The organism is Streptomyces sp. NBC_00442 (assembly GCF_036014195.1).
In the GTDB taxonomy this organism is placed as follows: domain Bacteria; phylum Actinomycetota; class Actinomycetes; order Streptomycetales; family Streptomycetaceae; genus Streptomyces.
Map to the genome: position 1 here is coordinate 3,904,854 of NZ_CP107918.1, position 12,191 is coordinate 3,917,044.

At 72.9% G+C, this 12,191-nt stretch carries 13 protein-coding genes; 6 read left to right on the forward strand and 7 right to left on the reverse strand.

Annotated elements, in window-relative coordinates; genetic code table 11:
* The first annotated feature begins 88 nt into the window (after positions 1-88).
* Positions 89-745, forward strand: coding sequence for a snapalysin (gene snpA, locus OG432_RS17565; RefSeq protein WP_328311884.1), 657 nt, complete (start codon positions 89-91; stop codon positions 743-745).
* A gap of 602 nt (positions 746-1,347) precedes the next feature.
* Here the strand turns inward: snpA and OG432_RS17570 are convergent.
* The 3 genes from OG432_RS17570 to OG432_RS17580 all read right to left on the reverse strand — a co-directional run bounded on the left by OG432_RS17570 (position 1,348) and on the right by OG432_RS17580 (position 4,972).
* Complete coding sequence (locus OG432_RS17570) at positions 1,348-3,321, reverse strand: FUSC family protein (protein ID WP_328311886.1); 1,974 nt, start codon at positions 3,319-3,321, stop codon at positions 1,348-1,350.
* Between the two features lie 238 nt (positions 3,322-3,559).
* Positions 3,560-4,573 (reverse strand): endonuclease/exonuclease/phosphatase family protein, encoded by a 1,014-nt coding sequence (locus OG432_RS17575; RefSeq protein ID WP_328311887.1) that lies wholly within the window; start codon positions 4,571-4,573, stop codon positions 3,560-3,562.
* A 45-nt stretch (positions 4,574-4,618) separates the two neighbouring features.
* Positions 4,619-4,972, reverse strand: a complete 354-nt coding sequence (locus OG432_RS17580) for a hypothetical protein (protein ID WP_328311888.1) — start codon at positions 4,970-4,972, stop codon at positions 4,619-4,621.
* Positions 4,973-5,069: 97 nt separating this feature from the next.
* Here OG432_RS17580 and OG432_RS17585 point away from each other — a divergent pair, with 97 nt between their 5' ends.
* The gene (locus OG432_RS17585; RefSeq protein ID WP_328311889.1) at positions 5,070-5,486 is read left to right on the forward strand and encodes a hypothetical protein; all 417 of its coding nucleotides are present in this window, start codon (positions 5,070-5,072) and stop codon (positions 5,484-5,486) included.
* Between the two features lie 326 nt (positions 5,487-5,812).
* Positions 5,813-6,862 (forward strand): tryptophan--tRNA ligase, encoded by a 1,050-nt coding sequence (gene trpS, locus OG432_RS17590; protein ID WP_328311890.1) that lies wholly within the window; start codon positions 5,813-5,815, stop codon positions 6,860-6,862.
* Positions 6,863-6,950: 88 nt separating this feature from the next.
* On the opposite strand, the gene OG432_RS17595 is transcribed toward trpS, so the two are convergent.
* On the reverse strand, positions 6,951-7,859 hold the full coding sequence (locus OG432_RS17595) for a LysR family transcriptional regulator (RefSeq protein ID WP_328311891.1): 909 nt from the start codon (positions 7,857-7,859) through the stop codon (positions 6,951-6,953).
* Between the two features lie 138 nt (positions 7,860-7,997).
* Here OG432_RS17595 and OG432_RS17600 point away from each other — a divergent pair, with 138 nt between their 5' ends.
* The 3 genes from OG432_RS17600 to OG432_RS17610 are packed head-to-tail and all read left to right on the forward strand — an operon-like array spanning position 7,998 to position 10,182.
* Positions 7,998-8,468 (forward strand): nuclear transport factor 2 family protein, encoded by a 471-nt coding sequence (locus OG432_RS17600; RefSeq protein ID WP_328311892.1) that lies wholly within the window; start codon positions 7,998-8,000, stop codon positions 8,466-8,468.
* 47 nt (positions 8,469-8,515) lie between these two features.
* On the forward strand, positions 8,516-9,448 hold the full coding sequence (locus OG432_RS17605; RefSeq protein WP_328311893.1) for a zinc-binding dehydrogenase: 933 nt from the start codon (positions 8,516-8,518) through the stop codon (positions 9,446-9,448).
* A 53-nt stretch (positions 9,449-9,501) separates the two neighbouring features.
* Complete coding sequence (locus tag OG432_RS17610) at positions 9,502-10,182, forward strand: transglycosylase SLT domain-containing protein (RefSeq protein ID WP_328311894.1); 681 nt, start codon at positions 9,502-9,504, stop codon at positions 10,180-10,182.
* A gap of 18 nt (positions 10,183-10,200) precedes the next feature.
* On the opposite strand, the gene OG432_RS17615 is transcribed toward OG432_RS17610, so the two are convergent.
* From OG432_RS17615 to OG432_RS17625, 3 genes are read right to left on the reverse strand one after another with little or no spacing between them, the layout of a single operon-like run.
* Complete coding sequence (locus OG432_RS17615) at positions 10,201-11,127, reverse strand: NAD(P)/FAD-dependent oxidoreductase (RefSeq protein ID WP_328311895.1); 927 nt, start codon at positions 11,125-11,127, stop codon at positions 10,201-10,203.
* Positions 11,124-11,732 carry a mycothiol-dependent nitroreductase Rv2466c family protein gene (locus OG432_RS17620; protein WP_328311896.1) on the reverse strand — a complete coding sequence of 203 codons (609 nt, stop codon included), beginning with the start codon at positions 11,730-11,732 and terminating at the stop codon, positions 11,124-11,126. The genes OG432_RS17615 and OG432_RS17620 overlap by 4 nt, the downstream gene beginning before the upstream one ends.
* Positions 11,729-12,145 carry a hypothetical protein gene (locus tag OG432_RS17625; RefSeq protein WP_328311897.1) on the reverse strand — a complete coding sequence of 139 codons (417 nt, stop codon included), beginning with the start codon at positions 12,143-12,145 and terminating at the stop codon, positions 11,729-11,731. Before OG432_RS17625 ends, OG432_RS17620 begins: the two co-directional genes overlap by 4 nt.
* Positions 12,146-12,191: the final 46 nt, after the last annotated feature.

Sequence of the window (12,191 nt, forward strand, 5' to 3'; positions counted from 1 at the left end):
GCGGGCCGTCGACCGATCAGTGCACACCCCCACCCGGGTGCGGCCCACCCAGCCGCACGCGGATCCCCACAACGATTGGTAACCCCCCATGAGACACCCCCGTACCTTCGCCGTGACCGCTGCCCTGGGCCTCGCCCTCGCCGGGTTCGGCGCGATTCCCGCCACCGCCGCCACCGCCGCCACTCCGTCCACCGCCGCCGCCGGCGCGCACTTCACCCCGGGCGCCAAGCACTCCGCCGCCAACGACCAGGCGTTCTACGACGCCGTCATGAAGTCGGTCGCCAAGAAGCGCGCCGCCAACCCGCTCGCCGCCTCCGTGACGGTTTACTACAGCGCCGCCAACGCGCCCAGTTTCCGTTCGCAGATATCGCAGGCCGCGCAGATCTGGAACTCCTCGGTGCAGAACGTGCGGCTCGCGGAGAGCGGGTCCGGCGCGGACTTCCAGTACTACGAGGGCAACGACACGCAGAACGGTTCCTACGCCTCGACCGACGGGCACGGCAACGGCTACATCTTCCTGGACTACACCCAGAACCAGCAGTACTACTCGGTGCGGGTCGTCGCACACGAGACCGGGCACGTGCTCGGCCTTCCCGACCACTACTCGGGGCCGTGCACCGAGCTCATGTCGGGTGGCGGGCCCGGTACGTCGTGCCGCAACGCCTACCCGAACAGCACGGAGAAGTCCCGGGTGAACAGCCTGTGGCGCAACGGGCTCGCCTCGGCGTTCAAGCCGGCCGCGTAGTCCCTCTGGCAGCATGGGGGGATGCCGCAGCTTTCCGTGTCCCCTCGCCGCACCTGCCCGTCCTGCGGTCGGTCCGTCGCCGTGGTGGCGGGCAGGTTTGTGCGGCACGATCCTCGTACGTGGGAGGGGGGTGAGCTGACGCTCTGTGCCGGTTCCAAACGGCGGGCGCCGGCGGACGCCACCCAACGAACCCTGTCCGCCTTCCCCCTCCCCCCAACCCCCGGCCAACTCCCCCTCTTCTAACCCACCTCGCCTCGGCCCCCTGGGGCTCCGCCCCAGACCCCGACGCGTTTTCCCACCCACCCGCCCGTGCGGCGAGTTGAGAGGCTCGGCCCCCTGGGGCTCCGCCCCAGACCCCGTTCGCGCCTAAAGGGCGCTCGTCCTCAAACGCCGGACCGGCTGAGGGTGTCCATGCGGGCCGGCACCGAGTAGTTAAGGGGCGCGGGGAACTGCGCGAGAAGCGGGCACGGTCCGCGCACGAAGGCGGGTTTAGGGGCGCGGGGAACTGCGCGAGAAGCGGGCACGGTCCGCGCACGAAGGCGGGTTTAGGGGCGCGGGGAACTGCGCGAGCAAGCCGGCACGGTCCGCACTCGACAGCGGGGTCAAGGGGCGCGGGGAACCGAGCGTGGGGAGGTGATGGCTCGGGCTGCTCGGACTTCCTGGCGGAGGGGCGCGAGGACGCCCTCCTCGTCGCCCTCCAGACGGGCCCGGACCTCCACCAGCGTCACACTCCGCCGAAGCCCCCGCGCCAACTCCCGCAACTGCACCACGACATCCTCCACCTCGCCGGCCGCAGGCCACCCCGCGCCGTGGTTGACCCGTACCCGCGCCGCCGTCGTCGCGTCCACGACCCGCTCGACGGCGACGACCAGCGGCCACCACGCCGCCGCCCGCGCCCCCATCGGGGGCGGTTCGGTCAGCGCGCGCTGGAATTCGCTGCGCACGGTCGACAGGTCCCGGTAGAGGCGGCGCCGGTGGCGGGCGCGTTCGGCGTGGTCGTCCTCGGAGCCGAAGGCGTACTCCACGTACTCCGCCGTCGCCGCGACCGTGTCCGCGAGCCGGGCCCCGATCCGGGTGTGCCAGCTCTCGGGCCACAGCAGATAGCCCGCCACCAGGGCGATCGCGCAGCCGATGAGGCTGTCGGTGAGGCGGGGCAGGACCAGGTCGAAGCCCCGGTGGTTGAGCGTGTCCGAGAGCAGCAGGATCACCGGGGTGATGGCCGCGGTCTGGAAGGCGTACCCCTTCGCGGAGAACGCCGGGATGAGCGCGGCGAGCAGCATCATCACCGGCACGTCCCACCAGCCGCGCGGCACCTCGGCGAGGACGGCGGCGGCGATGACGAGACCGCCCGCGGTGCCGACCGCGCGCATCAGGGCGCGGGCGAAGACCGAGCCGAAGTCGGGTTTGAGGACGAAGACGATGGTGAGAGCGACCCAGTACGAGCGCTCCACCGGGACCACGGACACCAGTACTTGGGCGAGCCCGATGCACAGCGCGAGCCGCAGCCCGTAGCGCCAGGAGGCCCCGGACAGCAGCACGTTGCGGGTGGCGCGGCGCAGGCGGATGCGCAGGGCGGCGGGGCGGCCCAGCCGGTCGTCGATGTTCGTCGGGTCTGGGTCGGGCCGGTGCACCACCGTGAAGGCGTACCGCAGCGCGCTGTCCAGGGCGCGCTCGGCCGGGGTCGTGGGCGCGGGAAGGTCCGGTTCGGCCGCATCGGTGCGGCCCTCGGAGACCGCGTCCGCCAACTCCCGTACGGCGGCGGGGATCGCGGGGTCCACGCCCCAGCCCCGCAGGTGCACGGCGGGGGCCGCCTCCACGATCGGGATCACCACGTTGAGCTGGGCGGAGAGCCGTACCAGTTCGCCGCGGCGGCCGTGTTCGCGGGCGCGGCGGCCGAGGATGAGGTCGTAGGTGGTGTTGAGGGAGTGCGTGACGGCCTGGCGGCGGGTGTCGTACGCGTCGCTCGCGGCGGCCTCGATGGCGTCGGCGACCGCGCGGTAGGTCCCGGCGACGGCCTCGCGTTCGGGTTCGGTGCGGCGCAACGGCCAGGCGAGCAGGCTCAGGAGCAGCACGAGCAGCCCGCCGAGGCTGAGCAGCAGCGGCGCCTTCCACCAGGGGCCCGGCAACGGCAGGCCGGCGCCGACGACGGCGTTGAGCAGGAGCAGCAGTCCGGACACGGAGGCGACCGCGCCGATCGAGGAGATCATTCCGGACACCAGCGCGACCAGGGTGAGGGCGGCCACCGCGAGCCAGCCGTGCCCGAAGACCAGGCTGCCGACGGTCACGCCGAGCGCGCCGAACAGCTGCGGCACGGCGATGTTGAAGATCCGCATCCGGTACGCGTCGGCGGTGTCGCCGATGACTCCGCTGAGCGCGCCCATGGAGGCGAGCGCGCCGTAGGCGCTCTGTCCGGTCGCGAGGCCCACGGCGAGCGGTGTGGCCAGAGCGATCGCGGCGCGGGCGACGGCCGGCCAGGGGATGGGGGTGGGGGCGGGCCGCAGCCCCCCGATGAGCCACTCCGGGGGCGCGGGGAGCCCGGTCCGCCCGCCGCTCCCTGCCCGCTTCTGATCAGCCATGAGCACACGACATCGCAAAAGGATCACTTGGCGCAAACGGGACGGCCAACGGAATCGTAAATGTTGTCCACAGGCTGTGGATAATTTCTGCGGTTTTTGTGCCCACGATTCATCCGCCCACGATTCATCCGCCCACGATTGAGATGCCTACCGTCGATCCGCCTGCCGTTGGTCCGGCCGCGTTGGTCCGGCCACCGTTGGTCCGCCCGCTCTGCTCCGCCCCCGCTTCCCGCCCCGGCTACTCGCCGTACAGCCCGAGCTTCACGAGGAGCGCGCGGTGGTCGGTGCCGCGCAGGGTGAGGAAGCGGGCGGACGCCGCCTTGAAGTCGCCGCTCACCAGGACGTGGTCGATCTGGGTGTGCAGCGGGGTCGTGCGGTCGGCGGGCCAGGACCAGGTGCGCGACTGTCCGGCGAGCCGGGCGCTGTCGTACAGGGCGCCCTCGTCGAGTACCGAACGGAACAGCGCGTGGTCCTGCGTGGCGTTGAAGTCGCCGGCCAGGATCACCGGACCGCCCCTGGCCGACCTCGCGAACTCCCTTACTCTGCCCAGCTCTTGACGCCATTTCGCGTCGGCGCCGGGGAGCGGGGGCATGGGGTGCGCGAGCTGGAGCCGTACGTCGCGCCCGCCGATCGTGGCCACCGCCCCCGGCATCGCCATCTCCGACTCGATGGGCTCGGCGGGCTTGAGCGGGAAGCGGCTGAGGATCGCGGATCCCGCCGAGCCGTCCTCGCGTACGACGTCACGGTAGGGATAGTCGGACGCCGGCACGCGGGCGGCGAGCGCGTCGGCGCAACGGAAGCTGCATTCCTCGACGAACACGACGTCGGGCCGCTCGTGCCGGACGGCGGTGATCAGATCGTCCGTCGCCCACCCGAACTCGGTGTTGGAGGTGAGCACCGTGAACTCGGCGAGGATCGGCCCCTTCGGCCGGGTCGCGGCGGCTCCGTACGGCTGGGTGTACCAGCCGGTGACCGCGAGCACCGCCACGCCCCACACCATCCCGGTGCGCCACCGCCCGAGCGCCGCGAGCGCGAGACCCGCGCTGCCGGGCACCAGCAGCCAGGGCAGGAACGCGAGGGCCTGCGGAACGGGAGTGACCCCGTCCGAATCGGCGGCCCGGCAGCCCACCACCGCGCTGACCCCGGCCAGCAGGAGCGCCCCGGCCAGCGAGGAGACCACCCGCCAGGGATGCCGGCGGCGTACGTGCACCACCGCGTGCTCCGCCACCCTCCCGGTGCTCAAGGTGTCCAAGACGGCCTGCCTCCCGCTAGCCGGTCACAGGGTTCGCATCCTCTCTCACGGACGGCCCCGCGCCCGGCACGGTTGCTCAAGGCTTTGCTCGCGCCGCCACGGCCGGCCCGCGAGCCAGGTGCCGAACGCGAGCGCGGTCCCGAGGGCGAGCACGCCCCACGCCGCCGTGGTGAGGACGTCGGTGAGGGCGTCGTAGACGGCGGCCGCGGCCGCGGGGTCGGAGCCCGCGGGGAGCCCGTCGAGGGTCCGGGACCTCCCGACGGCGACCAGGACGCGCACCACCACCGCCCCGGCGGCAAGGCCGGCGCCCACCCAGATGAGGGCGCGCCTGCGGCGTACCCCGAGCGGAACCAGGACGCCCGCCCAGGCGATCAGCGCCGGCGGCAGGAAGCTGCGCACCCGTCCACGTAATCCCGGGTTGCCCATCGGCGCGCGCGGGTGTGGGCTGGATGGGGGACGCATCCATGTGTCCCGGGCAAGCGGAAGGAGTGCCGCCATGGCCGCACACGCTTCGATACCCGTCACGAGCCGCCGCCCGGCCCGGCGCACGGCGCGCCGCCCGAGCAACGCCGCGCTCGCGGTCCCCGTCGTCCTGGGCGTGGCCTACGGCATCTGGGCCGCCGCCATCCAGCGCAACGGCGGCAGCAGCGGCATCCTCACCGGCGGCCAGATCGTCCTGGGTGTCGTCTCGGGCCTGGTCCTGGCCGTGCTCGGCCTCGGCCTGCTGCGCATCCAGTCCGCGCTGCCCCGCGAGATCCGGGCGGCCGCGTACGCCACGCTGTTCGGCTGCGCCATGGGGTTCCTGTACAGCCTGTCCGACCACAGCATCCTGCGGTCGGGCGGCATCGGCGCCATCTGGGGCGGCGCCATGCTCCTCGTCTCGTTCTATGTGTTCTACACACACGAGAAGTGACCGCATCCGACGTGCAGTGACCGCACCCGGCGCCATGCAGTGACCGCACCCGGTGCCATGCAGTGACCGCACCCACCGCCGTACAAGGGCCCGCCGCCCCGCGGGTCCCGCGTTACAGTGGACGCATGTCGTCCGTGTCGCGGTGTCGCTCCCGCCTCAGCTGGTGGCGCTCCTCCTAGGAGCGGCCACGACACCCACGCACGCCATCGTCACCGGGCCGTTCATCACTGGACGGCCCTTTTTGTTGCCCTCGCTGGATCCCGCAGTGGGCGCCGTCCAGGCCCGCCCCCCCCGGTCACCACCCACTGCCTCCCGAGGAGCACCTGATGACCACGACCCCGCGCCCCACGACCACCCCCGGCCCCACCCCGACGGGCACCGCCCCCGCTGTCCCGGCCACCGCCGACCGCATCCTGACCGGCGACCGGCCCACCGGGCCCCTCCACCTCGGCCACTACTTCGGCACCCTGCGCAACCGGGTCCGGCTCCAGAACGAGGGCGTCGACCTCTTCCTCGTCATCCCCGACTATCAGGTGCTGACCGACCGGGACGTCGCCGAGCGTCTGAGCGAGCACGTGGAGGGCCTGGTCCTCGACTATCTCGCGGCCGGTGTGGACCCGGCCCGCGCGACCGTCTTCACCCACAGCTCGGTCCCCGCCCTCAACCAGTTGCTGCTGCCCTTCCTGAGCCTGGTCTCGGTCGCCGAACTCGGCCGCAACCCCACCGTCAAGGACGAGATCGCCCACTCCCGCCAGGCGGCCGTCTCCGGGCTGATGTACACCTACCCCGCCCACCAGGCCGCCGACATCCTGTTCTGCAAGGCCACCCTCGTCCCGGTCGGCCGGGACCAGGAACCGCACCTGGAGCTGACCCGCACGATCGCCCGGCGCTTCAACGAGCGCTACGGTCCGGTCTTCCCCGAGCCGCGCACCCTGCTCTCCGAGGCACCCCTGCTGCTCGGCACCGACGGCACGAAGATGAGCAAGAGCCGCGCCAACTCCATTGCGCTGAAGGCGAGTCCGGACGAAACGGCACGGCTGATCCGGGGCGCGAAGACGGATGCGACCCGGCTCATCTCCTACGAGCCGGAGCTCCGCCCCGAAGTGAGCAACCTGGTGCTCCTCGCCGCGCTCTGCCAGGGCCGCGATCCGCACGAGGTGGCCGCCGGGATCGGCGACGGCGGAGCGTCGGCCCTGAAGGCGGCGGTCACGGAGGCGGTCAACACCCACCTCGCCCCCCTGCGGGCCCGCCGCGCCGCGTACGCCCAAGACCTGGGATATGTACGCCAGTTGATCCGCGAGGGCAACGCGCGGGCCAACGCGGTGGCCGAAGCGACCCTGGACGAGGTGCGGGAGGCGATGGGCACGTTCCGCTAGGGGATTGGGGGGACGCGAGGAGTGCGAGGGTGCGAGGGGCGAGAGGGGTGCGAGGGGCGAGAGCCACGGGAGCGGCGCCGCTCCACCGCTACGCCGGTGAGTGCAGCCACCCCTGCGCCCGCGCCGTCCGCGACGCCGTACGCAGCATCGGGGCGACGGCCGGGCGGCGCGCACGCCCCCGGGTGAGCAGGTGGAGTTCGATCGCGGCCGCCGGGCGCAGCGGGCGCCACACCAGGCCGGCCGGGAGGCCCTCGATCGCCGATGCGCCGATCACGGAGACGGCCTCGCCCCGGGCCACCGGGGTGTGCGCCGCGTCGAACGACAGTTGGCGCAGGAGGAGCCTGGGCGTCACGCCGGCCCGCTCGAAGATGGCCGTGATCGCGTCGAAGTGCCCGGGGTTGGCCTCGCGCGGGTGCACCAGGAGGGACTCGCCGGCGAGCGACGTCACCTCGACGTCGTCCTGCGCCGCCAGCGGATGTCCCGCGTGCAGCAGCACGCCCTGGGGTTCGAGGCGTACGAGGGTGCGGACGAGTTCGGGGGTCGGGGGCGGGCAGCGGACCAGACCCGCGTCCAGGGTTCCGTCGGTCACTCCGGCCACGATGTCGGCGCTGGGCAGCAGCCGGGTGGTGACGGTGAGGTCCGGGTGGTGCTCGGCGAGCGCCGCGAGGAGGGCGGGCGCGGTGCCGTACCCGGTGCTCGTGCTGTAGCCGAGGGTGAGGGTGTCACGCTCGGTCTCGGCGAAGCCGCACACGTCGCGCCACAACCGGTCGGCCTCCGCGCACAGTTCGGTGCCGCGCTCCATCAACAGGCGCCCGGCGTCAGTGGGTTCGACGGCGTGCGTGGTGCGGTCGAGCAGTCGCACGCCGAGCTCCTGCTCCAGCCGGCGGACCTGGCGGCTGAGCGCGGGCTGGGCGATGTGCAGCCGTTCGGCGGCGCGTGTGAAGTTTCGTTCCTCGGCGACGGCGAGGAAGGAGCGCAGACGGCGGAGTTCGAACATGTCGGGCAGCCTACAGACCGCCCTGAGCAGGCGTTATGCCGGGACGGCATGGGGTGGTTCCGAACAGGTCTTTCCCTCGGGAAGTGCTCCGTTCCTAGGGTTCAGGTGTCGCAGAGAACACCGACCGAAGGGCACAAAGTGAACACCCGGACCGCCACCGCCGATGTCACCGCCACCGCCACCGCCGCCGCCGCCACCCCCGCCACCGCCCTCACCGAGGCGAGCCGCGCCGTGATCCTCGCCTACATGGACACCCTCACCACCGGCGACTTCGACGCCCTGAGCGTCTTCTTCGCGCCGGACGCGACCTGGACCCTCGCCGGTGACCTGCCGCTCTCGCGGACCTGGACGGGCGCCGAGGAGATCCTCGGCGAGTTCGTCCCCGCGATGGTGTCGCACTTCGTGCCCGAGACGATGGAGCTGGAATTCGAAGGCGTCATCGCCGACGGCGAGCGGGTCTTCGCCGAGTGGAACACCCGCGCCCTCACCAAGGAGGGCACCCGCTACGACCAGCACTGCCTCGCCGTCTTCACCGTGCGGGACGGGCAGATCGTCGCCGTCCGCGAGTACTTCGACACCCTGCACGCCAAGAATGTCGTCTTCGTCTGAGCCACCCCGATCACGAGGAACGCGATCACGAGGAGAAGGAAACCGTCATGAAGGCCGTACTGCCCGCCGCCGACGCCGACACCCCCGTCCTCCTGGGAGAGGCCCCCGAACCCGCCCCGGCGCACAACGAGTTGGTGATGTCGGTCGAGGCGTACTCGGTCAACCGGGGCGAGACCTTCCAGCTCGACGGGCAGCTCGACCGCACCTGGCAGGGGTGGCGTCCCGGCAAGGACGTATCGGGGGTCGTCGTGCGGCCGGCCGCCGATGGGAGCGGGCCCGCAGCCGGCACCCGGGTGGTGGCCCACCCGCCCGCGTACGGCTGGGCCGAGCGGGTCGCGGTGCCGACGTCGAGCGTGGCCGAACTCCCCGACGGCGTGGACGCGGTGACCGCCGCCGCGCTGCCGCTCGCCGGCATCACCGCGCTGCGCCTGCTGCGCGCGGCGGGCCCGGTCGCCGGGCGCCGGATCCTGATCACGGGGGCGAGCGGGGGAGTGGGCCACTACGTCACGGAGCTCGCCGCGGCGTCGGGAGCGGCCGTCACGGCCGTCGTCGCCTACGCCGAACGGGGCGCCAGACTCGCCGAGTTGGGCGCCGACACCCTGGTCACGTCGGTGGCCGATGCGCCGGGCCCGTACGACATCGTGCTCGAATCGGTCGGCGGTGACAGCCTGCCCGCCGCGCTCGGCCGGCTCGCCCCCGGCGGCCTGCTCGTCTGGTTCGGCCAGGCGAGCCGCACCCCGGTGACCCTGGACTTCTTCGACTTCTTCAAGGGCCCGAACCAGGCCCGCATCGCCCACTTCGACTACACCACGTCCGAGACCACCTACGGCCGCGACCTCGCGGCCCTGGTCCGCCTGGTGGAGACGGGCCGGCTGCACCCGGAGATCGGCTCGGTACGGGACTGGTCCCGCACGGCCGAGGTCATCGCCGACCTCAGGGCCCGCAAGGTGCGGGGCAACGCCGTCCTGACGCTGTCCTGACCGGAGCTTCCTAGACTGGGTGCGACCGACCGGATCCGAGGGGCAGGCTGACCATGGCTGAACAGCGCGTACGGCGCGGGCGTGCCCGATGGCTGGTGCTGCCGGTCGCGGCGCTCGCCGGATGGGGATGCGTACGCGGCGTATCGGCCTCGCAGGACTCGGGGAGCCCTTCGCACGCCGCGTCGCCCAGGACGTCCGCGTCCGCCCCGGCCGATCCGTCGGCCAAGCCGGCGCCGAGCGGTGCCTACGATCCCGCCGACTATGCGCCGCAGGTCCGCACGTACGCCAAGAAGGCGGGCGTGAGCGCGCGGCTGCTCATGGCGATCCTCTACAACGAGGACTACAAGCCGCACGACCCCGCCTTCGAGCGGAGCTGGCAGAAGTACAAGCCCGACGCCGCCTTCGGCATCGCGAACATGCACCGGGCGGCCTTCGACGAGACCAAGCGCGGCCGGGACTTCGCCTCCCGCACGTGGCAGGAGCTGCCCGACGACCGGGCTCTCGCGGTGGAGGCGGCGGCCTGGTATCTGCACGACATGTCCAAGCAGCTCCCGGCGCACTGGGCGGGTCCGTACTCGCGTGAGGAGCTGATGGCGCTCGGATACAACGCGGGCGGCGGCAACATGGCGGCGTTCGCGCGGGGCGCGAAGCCGGGGAGCCAGGCGGCCGACTATCTGGCGCGGCTGCGGGGGAACTGGGACAAGGCCGCGAAGGCCGTCGGCCAGGCGGCCTGACCGGCCCGCCCGGAACGGTCAGTCGGCCTTCAACTCCGGTGGATAAAGGAAGTAGTTGGCTGCCGACGCGGCCTGCGCGCCCTCGTGGACGGCGGAGGTCACCTGGTGGGAGTGGAGCGCGGTGAGGTCGCCCGCCGCGTACACCCCGGGCACGGACGTCTTCTGCTCGGTGTCGACCACGACGTAGCCCGACTCCGCGAGATCCACGCCGAGTTGGCGGGCGAGGGCCGTCTCGGGCGTGGCGCCCTGGATGGAGAACAGCGAGTCCAGCGGGATGCGCAGGCCGCCCCGGGTGTGGATCGCCGTCAACAGCCCATCGGATCCCTCGGGTTCGGCGATCCGGTCGTGGATCACCCCGATGCCGGCCGCCGCGAGCCTGGCGCGGAACTTCAGGCTGATCTCGTCGTGTGCGCTGTTGGTGAGGAGCCGGACCCGGTCGGTCAGGCTGTGCAGCTGCATCGCTTCGCCGGCCGCCGCGTCGGTGTGCCCGACGACCAGGATGGAGCGGCCCCGGTTCTCGTAGCCGTCGCAGGTGATGCACCAGAACATGGAGCGGCCGACGTACGACTCCCAGTGCGGGAAGTGCGGGAAGTGGTCGAGGACGCCGGTGGCGAGCACCAGGGTGCGGGCCCGCCACCTCAGGTCCTGCGCGTGCAGGGTGAAGCCGCGCTCCGCGTCGCCCTCGACGGCGGTCACCCGGTGGTGCGCGATCCGGGCGCGGGGATAGCGGGCGAGCTGCTCGGTGCCGAGCTTGCGCAGGTCGACGGTGGGGATGCCGCCGGGGAAGCCCAGGTAGTTGTGGTTGACCTGGTGGTGGGTGGACCGGCCGTGGCCGGTGTCGAAGACGAGCACCTCGCGGTTGTAGCGCGCCAGGTACAGGGCGGCCGACAGGCCCGCGGGGCCGCCGCCCACGACGGCCGCGTCGACCGGCCGCGCCGCGCTCATCCCCGGCTCCGCTTCAGCTCGTAGAAGCCGGGCGTGGCCGCCATCAGGGTCAGGCCGTCCCACAGCCGCACCGCGTCCTGGCCGCGCGGCACGGGCGTCACCACCGGTCCGAAGAAGGCGGCCCGGCCGGTGCCGGCGGGGCCGTCGAGGGCGAGCACGGGCGTGCCGACGTCGTCGCCCGCCAGGGTCACGGCCGCCTTGTGCGAGGTGAGCAGCGCCTCCTCGTGGGCGTGGGAGACCAGCGCGTCGGCGAGGCGCGTGGGCAGGCCGCATTCGCGCAGGGCGGTCTCGACGGTGGTCCGGTCCTGCGGCAGGCCCCGCTCGTGGAAGCGCGTGCCGAGCGAGGTGTAGAGCGGGCCGAGCACGTCGTCGCCGTGTTCGACGCGGGCCGCGGCGCACACCCGGGCGGGCCCGCGGGCCTCGGCCAGCATCTGCCGGTAGGCGCGCGGCAGCCGGGGGTTGTCCTGGAGGACGGCCAGGCTCATCACGTGCCAGCGCACGGTCACCGGGCGCAGGCGGCGCACTTCGAGGATCCAGCGGGAGGTCTGCCAGGACCACGGGCAGATCGGGTCGAACCAGAAGTCGACGCTCGTCGAGTCGCTCATGCCGCTGCCTCCAGTCCGACGCCGCGCACCAGCGCGAGCACCACGTCACCCAGTTGTCGTACGGTCTTCGCGTCCGCGCCTCCGGCGGTGAACCGGAGCGCCGGCCCGCTGCCGACGGAGCGCACGGTGAACCAACTGCCGTTCTCCAGGCGGACGGTGAGGCCGCCCGCACGGTCGGGGCGCAGGCCGCCGGCCCGGTACGCGGCCTCGATGGCGGCGAGCGCCGCCGCCGGGTCGGCCACCTCGATGCCGAAACCTCCCGACGCCTCGTCGAGTTCGCCCGATGCCTTGCCGGGCGCGCCGGACCTGTTGGCCCCGTCGGGTCGGTCGGGCCCGTCGGGGGCGGTGCCCCGGATGTCGTGGGACCGCACCGGGGTGCGGTGGCCGGGTGCGTCAGGTGGTGGTGTGCTCATCGTTCCCATTCGTCCTCAGGGTTCCCGTACGGTGTCGGGCCGGCCG